Genomic DNA, 21,363 nt, shown 5'->3' with positions numbered 1-21,363 from the left:
CACGATCGTTATAGTAAATCCGCTGCCAATTGGGCTAGCTTGGAGCGTTCGCCTTTCTCAAGCGTCATATGGCCGCTGATGCCTTCTGCTTTGAAGCGCTCTACAATATGGGTCAAACCATTGCTGATCGAATCCAGATAAGGGTGATCTATTTGCTCGGGATCTCCCATAAGAACGATTTTACTTCCTTCACCAACCCTCGAAACAATCGTTTTCACCTCATGTTTCGTAAGGTTCTGTGCTTCATCAATAATAATGAATTGCCCGGGAATAGATCGGCCGCGAATATAAGTTAAAGCCTCGACCTGAATGCTGCCCATTCCCATCAATATTTTATCAATATCGCCTGATTTCTTCGTATCGAACAAATATTCCAAATTATCATAAATCGGCTGCATCCATGGCCGCAGCTTCTCTTCCTTCTCGCCTGGCAAATATCCGATATCTTTCCCCATAGGTACGACAGGCCTTGCGATTAGCAGCTTCTTGTATTTATGCTCATCCTCCGTCTTCAGAAGACCCGCTGCCAGCGCGAGAAGCGTCTTACCCGTACCAGCCTTGCCGGTAAGTGTCACGAGCGGCACGTCGTCATTTAGAAGCAGCTCAAGCGCCATGCGCTGCTGAGCATTGCGAGCGGTTATTCCCCAAACCGGATCATTGCTTAAAAATAAAGGCTCAAGCCTTGCCCCGTCTTGGCTAACCTTAAGCAGAGCTGACTTCGAGGTTCCCATTTCATCGCGCAAAATCACAAATTCATTCGGATTTAATCGAATATTGAGGTGCATGTTGTTAACTGTAAGGAAGCGATAAGTGTAAAACTCGTCGATAACTGCAGGATGAACATAAAGCGTCATATAGCCAGAATAAAACTCCGACGAAACAACAACCCGATCTGATAAATAATCTTGAGCCTGCAAGCCTAGAACATCAGCTTTGATACGAACGAGTACATCCTTGCTAACTAATACGATACTTTGTTTCTCCGGCTCATTTTCCTGTTCTATATGGTAATTCAGCGCAACCGCCAAAATCCGATTATCGTTGGACATTTCCCCAAACATTTCTTGTACTCGCATGAAGCTGCGGTGATTTAATTCTACCTTGAGCAAGCCGCCGCTAGGCAGTTCAATCCCTTCATGCAAGTGGCCTATTTCTCTCATCTTATCGAGCAGACGCGAGATCGAACGTGCATTTCGTCCTAATTCATCAGCCAACCTCTTCTTTGAATCAATTTCTTCCAACACAACCGCGGGAATTATGACTTCATTATCATCGAAAGCAAAAATCGCTTGCGGATCATGAAGCAGCACATTTGTATCGAGCACGAATATTTTTTTCATGAGAACCCTCCCGGTGTTGGATATTCATTAGAGGCCATACATAGCATATCGCTGCTGCGGGTAAACTATGGCGGACAGGTGACTATCAGCTTTTCATCGAGAAAAAAGAGGTGTCAAACATGTACAAATGGCTTGCTTCAGCGATCATTGTTGCGATTGTAGCGACAGGTTGCAGCACCGTCGCACGAAATGAAACATCACCCTCTCCACGAAATAATGGCCGTGTCCATACGCAGCAAACCGAGCCAAGAAAAAAAGAAATCAAAAACTCGGAACAGGTTGCGGTACATCTGGAGCAGTTGGCCAAAGGAATTGACGGAGTAACGAACGCGCACTGTGTCGTGTTCGGGAATACTGCAATTGTTGGCATCGATGTAGACGCCAAGATGGAACGTTCTAGAGTCGGTACAATCAAATATGCCGTAGCCGAAGCATTCCGCAAAGATCCGTATGGTATAGATGCACTAGTGACTGCGGATATCGATATGTCCCAGCGAATCAATGAAATCGGCGCCGATATAAGACGAGGCAAACCGATATCAGGCTTTGCCGAGGAGATGGCCGATATTATCGGCAGGGTAATTCCGCAAATGCCGCGTGATGTCATCCCTCAGGAACTCGAAAAACAAGCTCACAAAATGAATAAGAAATTGTAAAGGCATCCCTGAAGACACAAAAAGCCTAGTGAGCTATCACTAGGCTTTCTTCACAGCTGCAAGAACCTGTACAACAAAGGTGTTCGCAGCAATATTCGTATTCGGTTCCTCGCACGCAAGGGTAGTGGACAAGCTTGCGACGTCGTCGTTCGCACTCAGCCCACTAGAAAAGTTCAAGGCCAGTCCGTCAGAAACCGCATCAATCTTGTGCATTAGAACGATAGATTGCTTATGCAAAACTTCGATCGGTAGCTCGGATACTAAGGATACGGTATTGGTCATTCGCATGACCTCCTTCTGAACAGATTTCAAAAATGGCCTCTGTAGATTTATTATAGCTATAATATTAGCTATAGTCTACGGTTATTCAGCCATTTTTGCTTGGAGTGCAGCCCGAGCTTCCTTCAGCTTCTCTTCGTCCATATAAACATAAGGACTTCTCCAAGTTCCTTCAAGAGGGATGAATGTAATATCATTGCGGCTTAAACCCAAATAAGTAGTCATCATATTTTTAATTTCTTTGGAAGGCATATCCAGCGTCAAGTTTTTGCCGACGGCTTGCATGACGGACCCGATCTTCGTAACGCCGTCAAATGATTTCATCTTGTCCGTTAGTGCTCCAATAACTTGGCTTTGTCTTGCGTTGCGCTCAAAGTCGCTTGACATGTTTTTCCCATTATTTGATTTCCGGTAACGAACAAAGTCTAATGCTTTCTCACCGCTTAGCGTTTGAACGCCTGCTTCCAAATCAATATTTGTACCATCAGCGGAGTCCTTGTATTTCATACGCTTATCAACATCCACTGTCACACCGCCAAGCGCATCAACCACATCAGCGAAACCTTGAAAGTTAATGACCGCAGAGTATTTAATGTCGATGTCGAACAGCTTACTCATGACGTTGCGCACTTCTTGCTTCGCATCCGCATAAGCTGCTTCTTTGCTTAATTTCTTCTTATTGAGCGCATTCATATAGAAATCAGCATAAAAGCTATTGGCTTTGCGAGCTCGATATCCTTCGATATCAATGTTAGTATCCCGAGGAATGGTAACGATAGTAGCGCTCTTCGAATTCGGGTTAAATACAGCTACCATCATAACGTCCGTATTTAAACCTCCTCCATGAGCACGAGCATCGATCCCCATCAGAAGCATGGCAACTGCCTTCTCATTTACAGCTTCTCCAGGCGGTATAACAACCTCTTCATCAACTGGCGATGAAATTTCATCAATGGCTTTATCCGCTTGCAAGACCAAATAAGTTAAACCCGCAGCTACGATCAGAAGTATTGAAAATAGCAATGTGAAAAAGATTTTCATTGCCGAACGTTTTTTTCGCGGCTTCTGCTTTTTTGGTTTTGCTGGTGGACGAGAGCCCGTTCTTGGTGGTAATGCTGTTGATCCTTTACTCATATGATCCACCTTCAAGTTCAGTTGTATTTGGGATTGGATTCAATATCCGTCAAGAGCTGTTCACCCAGCTCACGAGGATAAAGCTGAAGTTTGGTACGGCCATCCTTCTCGTATTTCACATGAACCATCGTATCATCGGTCTTCGTAATTACAAATTCCGTCAACCCATGATCCTCCGTCAATATTTGCTCAAAAAACGATAGTGTCTCAAATGCTGCATTGTCATCGGGACGAGCATCAGCAACCAGCTTGATTTGAAGCCAGTTGAATAGTGCGTCCTCGAACTTCATTTGCCGGATTCCGCATTTGGAGATTGACTGTCATTTGGTTTGTTGCCTTTCCATTTGTCGTACAATTGACGACCACGGAGCATAAGCATCATAAGAACGGCTACTCCCATACATTGAATGATTGGCAGCTTGTCCACCTGCAAAATCATTAGAACGAAAGAGCCGAAGGCAATCAATGCATACACTAAAATTTCTTTAAATAACGGAAGCTTCTGCTGTGCACGAAATACTTTATTGAATATGTATATCGTAAAACCCAGAATGATTAAATAAGAGACTAGCTTATGATCGCTTAACCATGCTTGCATATCGTATTCCTCCTTCATTCATTGTAAACGGCTTTCGCCGTGCTTTAGTTGCACAGTACGCATAACACTGTGAAATATAAGTGGGATTATAAGTTAAGCAACTTATAATCCCACTTATATTTTAAAGAAAACGTAAGGCTTTGCAGAGCAAAACCTTACGTTCATTTAGAAAGCTAATCTTACACGCTTGCTTGCGCATTTTTACGGTTTTTGTCCGCACGTTCGCGCTCGCTTTTGTTCAAAATTTTCTTACGAAGACGAATCGTCTTCGGTGTAATTTCACAGAACTCATCATCATTCAAGTACTCAAGCGCTTGCTCAAGTGAGAATAGACGCGGGCTCTTCAATGTTACGGTATCGTCTTTACCTGCTGAACGAATGTTGTTCAGTTGTTTTACTTTACAGATGTTTACGATAATGTCGTTCTCGCGAGTGTGCTCGCCAACGATCATACCTTCATAAATTTCTGTACCTGGCTCCAAGAACTGAATACCGCGATCCTCTACGCCCATCATGCCGTAGAATGTCGATACACCATTTTCACTTGCAACAAGAACGCCTTGACGACGGCCGCCTACACCAGCGCCAGCTAGAGGTCCATAGCTGTCAAAAGCGTTGTTCATAATGCCGTAGCCGCGTGTCAACGTCAAAAATTGTGTACGGTAGCCAATCAAGCCGCGAGCAGGGATTTTGAACTCTAGACGCACCTGGCCGTTGCCGTTGTTGATCATGTTGATCATTTCCGCTTTACGAGTTCCTAGGCTCTCCATTACTGCGCCCATGCTCTCTTCAGGCAAATCAATAAGAAGACGCTCGTAAGGCTCTACTTTCGAACCATCGATTTCCTTAATGATAACTTCAGGTTTGGATACTTGAAGCTCGAAACCTTCACGACGCATGTTCTCGATAAGAATACCAAGGTGAAGCTCACCGCGACCTGAAACGACAAAAGCATCCGGGCTGTCTGTTTCGTCAACGCGAAGTGCTACGTCTGTCTCAAGCTCTTTGAATAGACGCTCACGAAGTTTACGGGAAGTTACCCATTTCCCTTCACGGCCTGCAAACGGGCTGTTATTAACGAGGAAAGTCATTTGAAGTGTTGGCTCATCGATTTTTAGAACCGGCAACGCTTCTGGGTTTTGTGGATCTGCAATGGTTTCTCCGATGTTGATTTCACGAATACCAGCAATTGCAACGATATCGCCCGCTCCTGCTTCTTCGATCTCAACACGTTTCAAACCAACGAAACCAAACAGTTTCTCGATTCTTGCTTGCTTAACTCCGCCTTCACGAGTCATTACAGCAACGGATTGTCCTTGTTTAATCATGCCGCGGTTAACGCGACCGATTGCAATACGGCCAAGGTATTCGTTGTAATCAAGCAAAGTTACAAGGAATTGCAATGGCTGTTCTGTATCTTCAGTTGGGGACGGGATGTTGCTTACGATTGTTTCGTAAAGTGCTTCCATGTTCTCATCTTGTTTTTCTGGGTCAAGGCTTGAAGTACCCATCAATGCAGATGCATAAACAACTGGGAACTCAAGTTGAGCGTCATTTGCACCTAGTTCAATAAACAGGTCAAGAACCTCGTCTACAACCTCTTGAGGTCTTGCATTTGGACGGTCAATTTTGTTAACGACAACGATTGGCGTTTGGTTTGACTCAAGCGCTTTGCGCAAAACGAATTTCGTTTGCGGCATACAGCCTTCAAATGCATCAACAACCAAAAGAACGCCGTCAACCATTTTCATGATACGCTCAACTTCGCCGCCGAAGTCAGCATGTCCAGGCGTATCAACAATGTTGATCAAGTAGTCTTTGTAATTGATTGCTGTGTTTTTTGCCAAAATCGTAATACCGCGTTCACGCTCAATGTCATTTGAGTCCATTGCGCGCTCTTGCACTGCTTCATGGTCGCGGAACGTGCCTGATTGTTGTAGCAGTTTGTCAACCAATGTCGTTTTACCATGGTCAACGTGGGCAATAATTGCGATATTCCGTAATTTCTCTCTTGCTTGCATAACTTGTAATCCACTCCAATTGTTTTTTATTTAAATCTTTTACCAACGCTTGCGTTTGCTTAGCATCATCCAAACACCTGCTGCAATTAACGCAACAGCAATCGCATAAATCCCCCAGCTCCACAAAAGCACAAGAATGACAAACACAGCCGATGCGGCAGCAAGCGCAATCGATGCCGTGAGTACAACACGCGGTCTGGATGAACCGAACAAATAATATTCGTAAAGACCAGCTGCCACTCCAAAGATAAACAGCGGCCACAAATATTTCATACTATCCCATCCAAAAAGGTTGCAAACGACAAACAGCAGGGCATATACGACGAGCATTCCGCCTGGGACGAGCACGACCGCCGGAACTAATCTGCCGAAGTAGAGAACATGCAGAAGCACGCCGGGAATTAAGACGAGCAGCGGCCAGAAGATTGCGCCCAGAAAGCTGAATACACCTAACTTGCCCAACAAAATAACGACCCCGGCTAACAGCAAAATGATTCCAGCGGAATATTTGTTATTAGGCATTCGCGTTCCGCTCCTTACAGCGCCTTTCGCATATGTTGACGAAAGACGACAGTTTTTATCTATATTAGTTTATAGGAACTGAGGCAAAAATACCAGTACGTTGCGAGGGTCTTAACAAAAAAAAAACCGTCCCGCATTATTTTGCGTGAACGGAGCGAGTCATAATCCTTATAAAACAGCCTTTTTTTTGACAATTGCGAGTACAATGACAAGCGGAACACACAGCAAAGGAATGGCTTCAGCAAGCGTTTTTGACCCATGAAACAGCAAATCATTCATGCCAGGGTCATGCATTAGCATTCCACCTGCCGCATAAGCGAGTAAAGCTGCCCCAATATAGGAAAGAGCAGGAAATTTCTGAAGGAGCGTTCCCAGCATTTGGCTTCCCCAAATAATCATAGGTATGCTGAGCGCAATTCCGAGCAAAATAAGTACAATATCTCCATCTGCTACCGCTGCAATAGCAAGAACATTATCAAGACTCATGATGAAATCCGCTACGACAATTGTCCATATCGCTTGACCAATCGTTTTTGCTTTTTTCACCGTATGCATATCCTGATTGCCGCCTGCCTCTGCAAGCAGCTTAACCGCTATGTAGAACAATAGCAAAGCTCCTACGGCTTGTAAAAAAGGCACCTGAAGCAGTTTAATCGCAACGACGGTCAACACGCATCTTAAGCCTACAGCAGCCATTGCACCCCACCATACAGCCCGTTTACGCTGCTCTGGCGGCAGTTGGCCGCTAGCCATTGCAATCACAATGGCGTTATCTCCGCTAAGCAATACATTAATCAAGACGATTTCGATAAATATAATAAGGCTGTCCAAGTTACATACCCCCTCTAATCAGCTGTATGAACAAGCTGTGAGGAATATGTCCATAAAAATTTTTGAATCCCTCTTCACTGCGCAGCGTATTTATTGTAGACTTCAAGATATTCCTTTTTATGGAAGGTGGAAATGACTTATGGACCTATTCTCTGTCGAGTTTTTCTCCGCCCTGCTGACCATCGTTTTTATCGACCTTATTTTGGCCGGTGACAACGCCATTGTTATTGGGATGGCAGCACGAAACCTGCCTAAGGAACAGCAAAAGAAAGCCGTTATATGGGGAACTGTTGGAGCGATTAGCATACGAATCATTGCCACCTTGCTTGTTGTTCAGCTTTTGAATGTTCCTTGGCTTAATCTTGTTGGAGGACTTCTCCTCGTATGGATCGCATACAAGCTTCTCGTACAGGATGATGCACATGATGGCATCAAATCAGGCAATACCCTTTGGCAGTCGATACGTACAATCATCATTGCCGATGCGGCAATGGGACTTGACAACGTAATCGCAGTTGCAGGCGCCGCCCACGGGAACACTTTGCTCGTTATTCTTGGGCTTCTCATCAGCGTACCAGTCGTTGTATGGGGCAGTACGATATTCATCAAACTAATCAATCGTTATAATTGGATCGTTTATCTAGGGTCAGCGGTTCTTGCATACACCGCTGCGAAGATGATCACACATGAAAAATCGTTTAAAGCATTTTTCGAGAATCAACTCCTTTTCTGGTCCTTTGTTATCGTAGTCATTATTCTTACAATCGCAGCTGGATTATTGACCAATAAAGGCAAAAAACAAAAGGCAGAACAATTAAATAGCGATTCCACTAAGGGAGAACATTGAAAAGCCGTTGTGTTGTTGCATCCAGCAACGATACAACGGCTTTTCCTCATGCTTTAGAAATCATTTTGCTCAGTTTAAAAATAACCGTGCATTAGGAACAATTTGCTTCGCTTGCGATGGGCTTGACCAAGACAACCGGGCATGCGCATTCCCGCCATTTTCTAAATATTCCATCTTAATATCGTATTTAACTCCCGCTGTTAATGATATAGTCGCGCTGAGCTCACCGTTCATCGACTGCCACTGGTTAATCAACTGCTGGCCATTTACCCATAAGCGAACCCCATCGTCAGTATGGGTATAAAAGGTATAGGATTCGGTGTATTGAGGCTGAACTTTGCCGGTCCACCGTGCCGTGAACCACTCTCCCGGCACATTTACGGTAGGTCGATCGCCGCCCCAATCGAAGTCAATTACAGCATCTACCCGCTCAAGCTCAAGACTGCCAAAATCGCCAGCAAAATATTGCCCGAGCAAACCATTTCCTGTGCCGGTTCCTCCGCCAGGTGCTGCATTTGTCGTAACATTAAGGGTATTGCTTGCGGCGGAAATATTGTTTGCAGCATCTTTGGCTTTCACCGTGAAGCTGTATGCTGTGCTCGCCGTTAAACCTGTTACTGTAAATGAAGTCGCATTTGATCCTGTTGTCGTACCTGACAGATTGCTTCCATTATAGATATTGTAGCCTGTTACACCCACATTATCTGTCGATGCGCTCCAAGTTAGATTAACGCTTGTATCAGTTTTGCTTGGCGATGCTAAATTAGCTGGTGCGCTAGGTGATACGGTATCCCCTGGATTTGGATTTTGGCCGCCAGATGCTGAAGCAAGTCGTGCATTGGCCCAATCTGCGTGATCATAGCCTATACCGTCACCAGCATCACCGACAACAAGCTTGAGCACATTTACACCCGTAACATCAAGATCAATACTTTTTGTCGCTGTATTGGCATTCATAACCCCGCTGTCATAAGCCTTAACCCCATCCGTCCATACCTCAAAAGTAACCGTGCCGTTGTTCACAGCCTGTACCTCGTCATCTACTCCGACATCGGATAGGAACCGATAGTAGCCGCCATTTAAGTTATAAGTAATTTCAGAGATTGCATGAGTACCGATTCCTTTGGCATATGTCGTGCCATTTAAAGTAATCGTGCGCTGTTCATTGCTTTTATCCTTCTGCACATTGCCCCAGCCCGTTGTAGCTGATGCCCACGTCAGGTCGCTAATATACGTATTGACTGCCGGAGCGTTAGTCGTAACGTTGACCGCATTGCTCGACGCAGATCGGTTGCCCGCTCCGTCCTTCGCTTTAACGGTAAAGCTGTATGCAGTGCTAGGCGTCAACCCTGTTACCGTCAAACTTGTCGAACTGACACCAGCAGTTGTTCCTGCCAATACGCTGCCGCGGTAAACTTCGTATCCTGTAACAGCCACATTGTCACTTGATGGTGACCAGGTCAAGCTGACGCTGACATCCGTATGAGACGGAGAAGCCAAATTGGCTGGCACTGTAGGCGCAGTCGTATCAGGAGCATTCGTTGTCACGTTCAGCGTGTTGCTTGCCGCCGACAAATTGTTTGCTGCATCCTTCGCTTTGACCGTGAAGCTATAGGCTGTGCTTGGTGAAAGACCTGTGGCAGAAAATGCTGTACTTCCAGCGCCAGTTGTTGTTCCTGCGAGTGTACCGCCTCGATAAATCTCATAGCCGCTTACACCAACATTATCCGTGGATGGTGACCATGTGAGGTTCACGGATACTTCTGTCTTAGAAGGCGACGCAAGGTTTGTTGGAGCGCTAGGCGCCTGTGTATCTGGCGGTCCGGCATTTACAATAACTGTTTGCTCCTTCAAGCTCGCTCTTCCTTCATTGTCCCAAACTACGAGTGTAACGCGGTAGGTACCTGCTTTCTGATACGTATAGGTAGGGCTTACCGTTGTGCTTGGTACACCTTCTCCGAAATCCCATAAATGTTCAGAAATGGAGCCGTTGTCTGTTGAGCTGTTTGTAAACGTAATTGGTGTGCCTAATTGAACAGCAGCCGGTGAAGTAAAGTTTGCCACCGGCTTCGGATTCGAAAATCCGCGGCTTGTCAGCTGCGTATTCGTGCCATTGCCGCTAACGGTGTTGCCGCTCCACTCCAAATTCGCTGCACTAGCAGGATACTGATCAATGGATTCACCTGTATTGCCTGTAATTACATTATTGATGAAGCTCAAACGGTCGACGCCAGATGCGGTTGTAATCTCGATCCCCTTGCGACCGTTGTTGATAATCTGATTGCTGTCGAACGTCAGATTCTGTGAATTGCCATGGATACGAACGGCATTGCCTCCATAACCCGAATAAGCAGCTTGCGGGTTGTCCCGCGGACCGTCCTTAAATGTATTTTTGTAAAAATATTGATATTGCTCCGTTTGGCCGGTTCCCTCTCCTTGCAGCTGCATTCCCCACATGACTATATTTTGAATTGTATTGTAGCCCCAATATTGATACCCCGTGCCAGGCGACTGCTGCATTCCGACCTGCTGGCCTCCATCAACAAGATTGCCTGTCGTTACGCCATGCTCGACCATCACCTCAAGGCCCATATTCCCCACAGAGCCGTCTGTAGCCTTAACGACATTATTGCGGACTGCGATATACTTGGAGCGGACAGCGCTGATCCAGTGGTCAACCTGATTGTTTTCAATTAAGGAATAATCACAATCGGTGTGAAGCTCGATGCCTAATCCCTCCGTATGGTGGCCCGTTCCTGTAATATTGTTGCCGCGTACGACTACGTATTGACAGCCGTCATTAGCAAAAATGCCTCCTCGCCCCGTATCATGAATCGTATTATTCAAAATTTGAGCGCCGTTCGAGCCCCAGCCTGCTCTTACCGCTCCGCCCCATGCGGAGTTAACGCCAATATTTGTAATGATATTGTCGCTAATCTCAATATTTGGAGAGCCGATTGCATACAGCGCAAACGGTCCAAATCCCGCAGAGGCTGTAAAATCCTTTACGCGCAATTGACTCATTTTATTGTTGCTGCCGCCCTCTGAAACAACCGCTGACAAAATCGTATTATTGCTGTTGCCATCGAGTGTCAGGTTAGATATTTGTACATTGGATAGATTATAAAAGCTGAACATTCGTTCTTGCCCTGTCGAGGTTGACTTAATTATTGTCGTTTCTCGGCTTTCACCCTTAATATGAACACCTGATTTTCCGGTAACTGTTCCGCTCAAATAATAAGTCCCTGCTGGAATATAAACGGTGTCACCAGAGACTGCGGCGTTAATCGCATTCTGGAACGCCGTTTTATCGTCTGCGCCATCCGCTCCATTCGCTCCGTAAGCGGTTACATTTAGGTTTGCAGCAAATGCATCTGGCACTGGAACAAACGGCAGCATCAACGCAATAGACAAGGAAACACCTAGCAGCTTAGCTTTCATTGATTTTAAGGTCATCTTCTTACATCCTCTCTTTAATCAAATGTGAAGCGGCTTCCTTACCATCGACCTCATATCATTAACGATCCTCCCTTCCTTTGTCTATTGAACAGCAAGGTATCACTCCTGCCTCTCTCTACTTCAATCATGTCAAATCTGCTTCACGAAAAAAACTGTACAATAACATAATCCTTGCAAAAGATGACTATATTATTTACGGTTTACTGGATTAACTAGGAATGAGAGGAGTAGATCATAAAAGCTCTTTTCGAAAAAATCCCACCCCTGTCTATAGGGATGGGATCTATTTCTATTTTTACAGCGGCATTTGAATCGTTTCGCCTGCATTTAACTTGATTCGCGGCCACGAGATGGAAGCGCATTGTCCTAAAGGCTTGAAACTAGCATCCTCTTCCTCAACGAATAGCTTTACCCGCGCGGGGCAGTTTGTATTATTGATTATGGTAAGCATTAAACGGCCATCCACACTTCTCTGAAGGCGGCAATCTACCTGATCGATTACGATAACCTGTTCAGTCTTCTTATTTACATAAATGCCCGGAAGCTCTGTATAGGATAACATCAAAGCTACCTCGCACCAACAGGAATAAGGAATAACCTCGCCGACGCAAGCTGCTCCCTCCCAATCGCTCATATTTACTCGCTCACTCATATAACCAGGCGGCATGTTCAATCCATCCCAGCCTTTAACCGGCCGTTCCTCTCGCGATAAGTATTGCGGCAAGTTTCCGGCAATCTCTCTTAGCAGCTCTATATACTGTTCATTTCCCGTAGCACGGTAGAGCTTGAGCAATGAATCGCCGGATAAAGTACATATTCCTGGGGCGCTATGCTTGTTCTGAACATTAGCAATAACCGAACCCGTCGTTCGTATACCAAGCTTCTCAAAGGTTGATCCTGCCGGAAACTGATAGTCATAGGAAACGCACCAGGTCATGCACTGCAAAGCAGCTTCCTCCGCGCGCGAGAGCCATATGCGGTCGCCGCTCTCTTCAAAAAGTACGATATAGGACTCGAGCAGAGCAAAAGCAGATTCGCTGTCCGGACATTGCAATATTTCGCCTGGTCCGCCTGTTGTAACCCCCTTTAAGGTAAACTCGTTATAGAAATAGTCCGCCGATTGTTTAGCTGCTTCAATATAAGCTTCCTCTCCAAAATAAGCACCGCATAGAGCGAGTCCAGCTGGGGTAATGCCTGCACCCGCTGAACCGCCAACTAGAATATCTCCGGTGCCGGTATGGACCCATTGGCCGAATTGGCCATAATTATTCCACAGTCTAACAAACGCATCGGCAAGCCGCTTTGCACCTTCAATCCACGGCCTAGGTATAACGAATTCAGGACGAATATGCTTCAAAGCGATGAAATGCTTCATCATAAAATACAAAGCATCCGCACTCTTGCGTAAAATATGCCACTGCTCGGGAGCGTTCCGATTCGGATCGTCGTTGAACTCATCGCCGTACCATTGCCCCTTGTAGCATACGCCATGAAAGAAGCCTGCCTCGGTCTGACTGCTGAACATAAACGAAAGCGTGCTCAGCGCACGCTGCACCGAAAGCTCATTGCCTTAAAGCAGCAGCGCATAGCTTGACATACCGCCGCCAACCCAGCCGATTTGCCAATCCTGATGCTTCATATCGATCGTTCCAACCGCATAATAACCCAGCTGATCATTCCAATTCATCGCATTGTATTTCTGTTCTTGCATTTCCCAAGCAGCGGAGAAAGGCAAGCTAGCAGCTAGAGTTGTCTTAGGCTGACCACTCTGCCTTACAATGGCGAAATAATTAAATAAATCGTTAATCCGTGTGCATGGGAAACGATATACTCGAATTTTCAGCGTCACTTTATCTCCCGACTTGAAATCATACCCTTTATCTGTGCTCGGCACTTTCGTTGTAGCCATTTCATATTTCAGCTTAGGTCTAACGCCGGGCGCTTGAAATGAGATCTTAGCAGTCCTACGATCTTCACTCTCCTCGACATGCATCGAAGTATTCCCAAGTGCAGTCGCTTGATCAGTTATAAACAACCAGCCTATGCCCGATCTTTCATCTGCAATGCCAACAGCAGGCACAGCTGCGTCGCCCGTCAGCAAATGAAAGGCTGAATGTTTGCCTGTGTCTATCGATAATCGCGGTACATCCGTAATCAGCGTTGGTACTCCAGGACCTTGGTCGCTAAGCTTACTCCAGCATGGGGCGTAAGGAAGCTCACGCACGCCAAATCGATTGCCGGCATATACAGCGCCAGGTACAAGTACATAGTTTTTCTCCGACCATTTGCTATAGTGAAACGCTAGTGACACAGCCGACTGCTCTGAATACCCGACCGATTGGAACTCAGCATTCAGCTCCAACCCTGCTGAATGGTCAATAAACCCTTTCGTTTCGAGCTTCACGAGCCATTCCGCACCAGCTGCAGTTGCAGCTCTTCCTTTCCCACCATTCCATACAACATCGCAATCTTCAAGCGGCTCTGCATTGCTGTACCTTGTGATATGGCCTGTAAGCTGTACGTCATCCAATTCCAGCGGTAATTCCATATTTAACATCCGGCTTCCCTCCTTCTCTCGCTCTATGAATCAAGATCTGACTAGTTCAGTGACTAGCCGACCTCAATGATTGCATCTGCAGACTGCAACCCGGCGGAAACAGCCTTCAGCGTTATGCTGCCCGCATTCGCTCCTGCTTGCAATAGCGCGAGGGCGAGGCCGTTAAATGCTCTTCTGCTGCTTGCTTTATCTGATTCATGGCTGCTAGGATTGCCATTACCTACACCGATCAGCGCGCCTGATCCTTCCACATAAAAATCCACGTGAGAGTCAGCGTAAGGCACTACATTTCCTTTCTCATCCACTATGCTTACCCGGACAGCAGCAACATCCAGACCATCAGCTCGTATGACTGTTCGATTAGGCTCTAGCCGAATCGCGTGTGGTTTACCTGTTGTAACTCGCTTCCCCTCTGCTGCTATAACCCCGCCTATTTTACCGACTGCCTGAAGCTCACCGGGTTCATAGGCGATATCAAAGTCCATACTTCTGTGCGGCTTAACTATCCGTTCACCAAGTGAGCGGCCGTTTAAAAATAGCTCAATCGAATCGCAGTTGGTATATGCCGTCACTCGAATCGTCTGTCCTATTAGCTCCGGCCAATTCCAATGCGGAAGCAAATGAACGAGCGGCTCTTCGGTCCATAATGCTTTCATGAGATAATAAACATCCTTCGGAAACCCGCAGGTATCCATCATGCCAAAATGTGAGCTAATGCAAGGCCACTCATACGGCGTAGGCTCACCTCTGTAATCAAAGCCCGTCCAGACGAATATGCCAGTCAAATAAGGTTGTTCCATCACATCGGACCACGATTTCTCAGGACTGCAGCCCCATGATGGAATGTTCGTACCATGAGATGAGCAGTACCCCTTGTTCGGATCATCTGCGTAGATGCCTCTCGTCGTCGTATAGCTTGAAGATTCGCTCCCGATTATAAGGCGGTTCGGATATTTTCTGCGTCCATCTACATCTGCACCTCTATGGCCGTAATTATAGCCAACAATGTCGACAGCGTCCGCATATCCGCCGCTGCTCCAGCCATGATTCATCGCAGCCATCGTCGGTCTGGTCGGATCGAGCTTATGCGCAAGCTCTGTCATTGATTTCAAGATGCGCGCGCCCATAACGGTTCCTTCCAGAACCTCTTCATTCTCCAAGCTCCATAAAATAACCGATGGATGGTTGCGGTCACGCAAAATCACGCTTTTCAATTCGTCCATGCCTCGTGAGCTGCTGTCGAGCTTCCGATTCTCGTCCATGACGAGCAAGCCAAGCTCATCACAAAGTTCCAGCAGTTCAGGCGATGGGGGATGATGGGCGCTTCGATATGCATTGCAGCCCATTTCCTTTAGTAGGCTCAGCTTATACGCAATCAGCGCTCTCGGCATGGCAACGCCGACACCAGCGAAGTCTTGATGATTACAAGTGCCTTTGATCGGATAAACATTTCCATTTAGCAAAAATCCTCGGTCAACATCAAATTGTATCGTGCGAATCCCGAAGCTGGTATCGAATTGGTCAATCAACACCCCATTTTCATATAGCTCCGTAACAGCTTCATAGAGGTAAGGATGCTCTGGAGACCAAAGTTCAGGTTCTGTTATCGTAAGCTTCTGCTCAACCGTTGTTTCATCCAAGCCGTCTACACTTGATCGATCAGCTTGCTCGGCAACCTTGCGCCCGCCAGCTCGCTCTCTAACAATGGTAATCAGATCAAAAGCTCGATTTGAAGCAGATTCATTCATCATTTTCGTTTCTATTTTGACTGCTGCATGACTTTCGGAAACTTCTGTTGCGGTAATGAACGTCCCCCACTGAGCAATATGGAGCGAATCCGTCGATTGCAGCCATACATGGCGGTAAATGCCGCTGCCTTCATACCACCAGCCCTCATAATCAGTTGCATCTACCTTCACGAGTACGATATTGTCTCCTTCTGAGCCATACCGAAGTACATCGGTAATATCGTAAGCAAAGCTCGTATATCCGCCAAAGCGTTCACCGATCAAATGCCCGTTTACCCATACGGTGCTCCTGCCTGTAACGCCATCGAAGCATAAGGATATTTTTCTGCCCAGCTGATCAGCTGGAATAGTAAACCATTTGCGATAAAAACCAACGCCCGCATGCAAGTAGCCGTGACTGCCTGCTCGCGAGCCCATTGTAGGGTCATTTATAAAAGATCCATCTGGGCACCAATCATGCGGTAAGCGAACTGCTTCCCAGCCCTCTTGAGCCTGCTGCGCCTCCTTATCTACATAGGCAATATCCAGCCATTCCCCCTCCTCCCGCTTGGCGCAATCCGTTAGGCCGCCTGTCATTCCGCCTTTAACCGCATAAGGAATGTGAATATCGCCTTTGTGAAAAAACCAGTTTTCATCAAAGCTTTCTCTGCTTCTTGCTATTAATGTCATCGCCTTCTCCTCCATTCCAAAGCTTCACTGCTATGGCCATGATCCTCTTTTGCGATCAATCGAAGGTTAAGTTAACACGGGATTTGACAGCAGTCTACTGTGAAAAAAACGATTAAGTGTACTTTATTTGAAAGCCCTTGCAACAAATAGGACTTCGGTTTTATAACTATAATGTACAGTTCCTACAAGGGGGTCTTTAAAAAATGATTACCAATTATTATGTAGCACCAAATGGTAACGATAACGCACACGGAAGCTTGGATGATCCATTCCTGACGATACAGAGAGCGCAGGAAGAAGTACGTGAACAAATCAAAAACGGAATGAGTCATGACATTTCGGTTTTTTTGCGAGGCGGCCTCTATGAACTAGATGCCACGCTTCGTTTCGATAATAGAGATTCCGGCAGAGACCGCTGCCATGTTCAGTACACCAGCTATCCGGGTGAGAGAGCGACAATTGCTGGCGGCAAACAAATTACAGGTTGGACGCCTTATAAAGGAAAGGTTTGGATCGCTAAGCTGGAGAGTGCTATGCACTTTCATACCCTTTATGCAGATGGCCAACGAATTCATCAGGCTCGGCTTCCAGCCACTGGTTATTTTGTGACCGACAAGCCCTCTGTTCATGATGATGTACAAAATAATAAACAAGGCATTCACTATCGCAGCGAAGACTTGCCCTCTCATTATGATTTGACAGGGACTCAGCTTTACGTCTGGCCAGGTGAAGGAGAATGGAATTGGTTCACGGAAACTAAGCCAGTCGCCTCCAATAGTGTAGAGCGCCAGCAATTGGTATTCGAAAGTGACGCCACATGGCCCATTGGAGCAGGTTCGAGGTACTATATCCAAGGTTCGCTCGACTTCCTCCAAGCGCCTGGTCAATTTCATCTTGATAAGGCCTCTGGCACGCTTTACTACTATGTTTCAGATGACGTGTCAGATCCTAACAAACAGACTGTCATTGCGCCAACAATTAAACGTCTGCTTGATATTAACGGGGTAAGCCCGCTGGAACCCGTGCAAAATATTAGCTTTACAGGACTGACGTTTGCGTGCACCGATTTTTTTCGCGAATATCGCATGATGGATGATAATGTCGAGCAAGCGGAACACCGCGAGGGCTTAATCTATATCAACCATGCGAGGCATATCCAAGTTACCTCCTGTAAGCTGGAACAGTCCGGAAGCTGCGGCATTTATTTGGACCACTACACATATGACATAACGATAAATAGAAATGACATCCGACATTTTGGCTACATTGGCATTAGTTTGAATGGGTTTGCACCTGGAACTGGTCCATTCACGAGCCCTTTAGCCTCTTATACAAATAGTTATCACAAGATTAAGAACAATCGGATCGAGCATGGCGGCGAGCTCGTTGGACATGGCTGTGGCATCCTGCTCTACCAGAGCGGAAACAATGAGATTACGAACAATTTGATTGCCAACATGCCAAGATACGGCATTTCCTTGAAGGGTCTTCGCCATAAAACGATGCCCTCTGAGCTTTACGGAATTCCCGTCACTTGGGAAAACCATTGGGATTTCCTTCACAGCAGAAGCAACTTTATTGCTTATAATGATATTTCTAACGTGATGACAGACAGTCAAGATGGAGGTTTGATTGAAGCATGGGGTGTAGGGAGAGGAAATGTCATTCATAGCAACTATCTCCATGACAGCGGTATCCATTTTTCTTTTGGGTTTGGAATCTATTTGGATGATGCAGCCGATGATTTTACAGTTACGAACAACATAATCACCTCTCTTTACAACACTGGCGAAGGCAAGCTGTGGATGCTTATTTTCTCGAAAGGAATCGGCAATCGCATAACAAACAATCTGCTTGTTGCTAACCCTGATGCGATCTCGGCAATCGGCTCTCAGGAAATGGCTGATGAAGAAAACAAACATATCGAAATATGCAGCAATATCATATACAATTCAGGATATTTATATTATTTTGTTAATTATAGCGATGAACGGTTCAGCTCCTCCGACCGCAATCTTTATTGGATGAACAATAAACCATGCATAATAGCAGGTAGTCTCCCACTCCTCGCAAGCGGAGAAGATTCCCTTGGAAGACAGGAGTACAGCTGGGAGCAGTGGCGTATGCTCGCTCATGGCAAATACGATAAACATACCATTCACGGGGAGCCCTTGTTCCAGTGTGCTGAGGATGGCGACTACCGCCTGCATCCAAGCTCGCCTGCTTATCAGCTAGGGTGGAGCGATATCGAGTTCGAGAAAATTGGACCCAAATAATCAGGATCATAATAGGGAGGCCTGGATCGGATGAAAGTATTCGGATTTTACAAATCCAAAAAATATTTGCAGCGAGTCATGTTCTCCATTATGGCTACGATGGTCATTGTGCTTGTTTCATCATCGATAACCAACACGTACATTCTTGAAAAATCGGTTAAAAACATTCAAGAACAATCCAATTTAAAGGTGCTCTCGCAAATTCAGTACAATCTTTCCTACATGAACGATATTATTACGAGGCTATCGAACTTTGTATACCGCGATCACTTTCTAATTCCTCTTATGTTCAACGATGATTTGCCAAAAATGGACCTGATTCGCGGCCATAGACAGATGTCCAATATCATGGAAAGCTCCTCCTTTCTGCACTCCATGGTCATTTATAACAAATCACAATCCAAGCTGTACGGCACAAGCAGCAGCCTGCTGCTTGATGGCGGCATTACGGATCAGCGTATCAGGAGTATGCTGCTGGACCCGAAACAGCCGCAGCCAACCAATCGATTAATTCCGATGAGCCTTGAGCAGAATGATGGTCTAATCGATACTTTTGCGTTTATAGTCACCGATTCCTTGAAACCGTTTACAAAAAACAATTCAGCTATCATATTGTTTATTAAATCAGATTGGGTATTCGACAGCCTGCAAAAAATGAATGTGGCTAGTGATCGTGATCAGGGATTGATATATATTCAAACGCAAAATGGAAAGCTTTTATCCTCCGATCCGAGTGCACCATTCACTGCTTCACAAGATCAAGCGAAGGTGAATGAGCTTGTCCTTGCTCACAAAACAAATGAAAGCCATTCCGCAGGGTTCTTTATCGGCAAGCTTTCAGGAAAAAAGGAAATGGTCACCTACATGGAAGACGGTCTCGGCGCTTGGACCATCCTCTATATCCAGTCCTATGACAAGCTGATGGGCGAGGTGAATCAGACACGGAATCAATCGCTGCTTTTGTCAGCACTGTTCCTGCTGCTCGCGATCGGATTGTCGGTAGGGCTATCTTACAAGCTGTATAATCCGATTGAAAATATGCTGAAGCGAATTCGTCCTCATCTTCAAGGTGAGAAACAAAGTGCTTCCGGCGTAAGCGATGAGCTGCTCCTGATGAGCGATAATTATATGAGGCTGTCAGAGAAGCTGAGTGAAATTAGCTCCGAGCAAATCGTGAGCAAATATTATATCCGCCGATTTTTATCGGACAGTCAGCTTTTCTCCGATCATGATATGCAGCATCTCATCGAAAAACACGATTTAAACATTTCTATCAAAGATGAGCTGCTTGTCTGCGTGTTGAAGATCGACCACTTTGCTGCCTATGACAACAGCATCACTGGCGCTTCGAAAAAGCTGTATAATTTCGCCATTATTAATATTGCTCAAGAAATTATTCGTGAACATTATCTTTGCGAAGCTGTCGAAATTCGAGGCGATCATGTCGTACTCATTTTATCCTGCAGCGATAAGGGTACGACATTGTCTTTTCAACAAGTTGTACGACAGCTGCGCGAGATTCAACAAATGATTGAACATTATTATCACATTTCACTTTCCTGCGGAATCAGCGACATCATCTCACAGTATAGTTACCTATCAACGGCTTATACGCAGGCTCTGCGGTTTAGCCAATATATGATTGTAAAAGGTTTCAAAGCGATTATTACGTCGGATGACATTCAAGAAAACCTGGGAAGCAAGCAAATGTCGCTGCCCGATTCGATCGAGAAGAAGCTAACTGAAGCGCTCAAGAAAGGTCAGCTAACAAATGCCGGAAATGAGCTTGAGAAGGCATTCTCCCTCATTTCCACCTTTCAGTATGACGATATGATTCGGGCGGTATCTAATCTAGGATGGGTCATTAAAAATGCATCAAGCGAAATAAACGATAATCGGATCGTTCCTTTCTCTGTTGATCTGGATTACATTCATCAGATTTCGCAAGAGAAAGAGACGCTTGAGGAAATGTACCTCTCTTTGCTCTCGCTTTGTGCCAAAATCTGCGAAAACCAGCGCCCAGCAAATATGGAACGAAATGAAATGATGCTGGAGACGGTCAAAGAGCTGATTGAACAAAAATTTCCAGACATTAATCTTAGCCAGCAATCCATTGCCATGAGTGTAAAGCTATCTTCCGCATACATCGGCAAGCTCTTCAAAGAGAATTATAATATGTCGATTACGGAATATATTAATGAGGTACGACTAGGTCATGCCCAATCCCTCTTGGAGCAAAACAACTATACGATTACAGAAATTATGGATAAATGCGGATACGCTAATCAAAGCTATTTCTTCCGCTTGTTTAAAGGAAAGGTCGGCAGCACGCCAAAGGAATATCGGATGAAGAAATCAATCTCATAAATCTTTATAATCAGCTAAAAAGGTCCTTCGTTCACTGCTTTCAGTGAGCGAGGGACCTT

16 protein-coding genes are annotated in these 21,363 nt (G+C 45.6%); 4 read left to right on the top strand and 12 right to left on the bottom strand.

Going from position 1 to position 21,363, the window contains the following annotated elements; all coding sequences use genetic code 11:
- Window positions 1-8 precede the first annotated feature (8 nt).
- Window positions 9-1,340, bottom strand: a complete 1,332-nt coding sequence (locus tag AC0VYE_RS14330) for a PhoH family protein (protein ID WP_076268141.1) — start codon at window positions 1,338-1,340, stop codon at window positions 9-11.
- A 119-nt stretch (window positions 1,341-1,459) separates the two neighbouring features.
- On the opposite strand from AC0VYE_RS14330, the gene AC0VYE_RS14325 reads away from it, so the two are divergent.
- Window positions 1,460-1,996, top strand: coding sequence for a YhcN/YlaJ family sporulation lipoprotein (locus AC0VYE_RS14325; protein WP_076268140.1), 537 nt, complete (start codon window positions 1,460-1,462; stop codon window positions 1,994-1,996).
- 39 nt (window positions 1,997-2,035) lie between these two features.
- On the opposite strand, the gene AC0VYE_RS14320 is transcribed toward AC0VYE_RS14325, so the two are convergent.
- From AC0VYE_RS14320 to AC0VYE_RS14290, 7 genes are all read right to left on the bottom strand, one after another.
- A complete protein-coding gene (locus AC0VYE_RS14320) occupies window positions 2,036-2,278 on the bottom strand; it encodes a hypothetical protein (protein WP_475448790.1) in 243 nt (80 codons plus the stop codon).
- Between the two features lie 81 nt (window positions 2,279-2,359).
- Window positions 2,360-3,409, bottom strand: coding sequence for an LCP family protein (locus tag AC0VYE_RS14315; RefSeq protein WP_475448788.1), 1,050 nt, complete (start codon window positions 3,407-3,409; stop codon window positions 2,360-2,362).
- Window positions 3,410-3,426: 17 nt separating this feature from the next.
- Window positions 3,427-3,699: a hypothetical protein gene (locus AC0VYE_RS14310; RefSeq protein ID WP_339208701.1), complete on the bottom strand. Its 273-nt coding sequence runs from the start codon at window positions 3,697-3,699 to the stop codon at window positions 3,427-3,429.
- Window positions 3,696-4,007 carry a YlaH-like family protein gene (locus AC0VYE_RS14305; RefSeq protein ID WP_076268136.1) on the bottom strand — a complete coding sequence of 104 codons (312 nt, stop codon included), beginning with the start codon at window positions 4,005-4,007 and terminating at the stop codon, window positions 3,696-3,698. The genes AC0VYE_RS14310 and AC0VYE_RS14305 overlap by 4 nt, the downstream gene beginning before the upstream one ends.
- A 179-nt stretch (window positions 4,008-4,186) precedes the next feature.
- Window positions 4,187-6,028, bottom strand: coding sequence for a translational GTPase TypA (gene typA / locus AC0VYE_RS14300; RefSeq protein WP_076268135.1), 1,842 nt, complete (start codon window positions 6,026-6,028; stop codon window positions 4,187-4,189).
- 39 nt (window positions 6,029-6,067) lie between these two features.
- On the bottom strand, window positions 6,068-6,550 hold the full coding sequence (locus AC0VYE_RS14295) for a hypothetical protein (RefSeq protein WP_054027942.1): 483 nt from the start codon (window positions 6,548-6,550) through the stop codon (window positions 6,068-6,070).
- 168 nt (window positions 6,551-6,718) lie between these two features.
- A complete protein-coding gene (locus AC0VYE_RS14290) occupies window positions 6,719-7,381 on the bottom strand; it encodes a TerC family protein (protein ID WP_076268134.1) in 663 nt (220 codons plus the stop codon).
- A 139-nt stretch (window positions 7,382-7,520) separates the two neighbouring features.
- On the opposite strand from AC0VYE_RS14290, the gene AC0VYE_RS14285 reads away from it, so the two are divergent.
- A complete protein-coding gene (locus AC0VYE_RS14285; protein WP_475448785.1) occupies window positions 7,521-8,228 on the top strand; it encodes a TerC family protein in 708 nt (235 codons plus the stop codon).
- Window positions 8,229-8,297: 69 nt separating this feature from the next.
- Here AC0VYE_RS14285 and AC0VYE_RS14280 read toward each other — a convergent pair whose 3' ends face one another.
- The 4 genes from AC0VYE_RS14280 to galA all read right to left on the bottom strand — a co-directional run bounded on the left by AC0VYE_RS14280 (window position 8,298) and on the right by galA (window position 16,661).
- On the bottom strand, window positions 8,298-11,684 hold the full coding sequence (locus AC0VYE_RS14280) for an NPCBM/NEW2 domain-containing protein (protein ID WP_475448784.1): 3,387 nt from the start codon (window positions 11,682-11,684) through the stop codon (window positions 8,298-8,300).
- A 298-nt stretch (window positions 11,685-11,982) separates the two neighbouring features.
- A complete protein-coding gene (locus AC0VYE_RS14275; RefSeq protein WP_475448782.1) occupies window positions 11,983-13,242 on the bottom strand; it encodes a glycoside hydrolase family protein in 1,260 nt (419 codons plus the stop codon).
- A 15-nt stretch (window positions 13,243-13,257) separates the two neighbouring features.
- A complete protein-coding gene (locus AC0VYE_RS14270) occupies window positions 13,258-14,244 on the bottom strand; it encodes a hypothetical protein (protein ID WP_475448780.1) in 987 nt (328 codons plus the stop codon).
- Between the two features lie 53 nt (window positions 14,245-14,297).
- Window positions 14,298-16,661: a beta-galactosidase GalA gene (galA, locus tag AC0VYE_RS14265; RefSeq protein ID WP_475448778.1), complete on the bottom strand. Its 2,364-nt coding sequence runs from the start codon at window positions 16,659-16,661 to the stop codon at window positions 14,298-14,300.
- Between the two features lie 203 nt (window positions 16,662-16,864).
- On the opposite strand from galA, the gene AC0VYE_RS14260 reads away from it, so the two are divergent.
- Window positions 16,865-18,937, top strand: coding sequence for a right-handed parallel beta-helix repeat-containing protein (locus AC0VYE_RS14260; RefSeq protein WP_475448776.1), 2,073 nt, complete (start codon window positions 16,865-16,867; stop codon window positions 18,935-18,937).
- 30 nt (window positions 18,938-18,967) lie between these two features.
- Complete coding sequence (locus AC0VYE_RS14255; RefSeq protein WP_475448774.1) at window positions 18,968-21,304, top strand: helix-turn-helix domain-containing protein; 2,337 nt, start codon at window positions 18,968-18,970, stop codon at window positions 21,302-21,304.
- Window positions 21,305-21,363 lie beyond the last annotated feature (59 nt).

This window comes from Pristimantibacillus sp. Z349TD_6 (assembly GCF_056173205.1).
The sequence above is the reverse complement of the archived record's forward strand: the minus strand, read 5'-3'. Positions and strand labels throughout refer to the sequence as shown.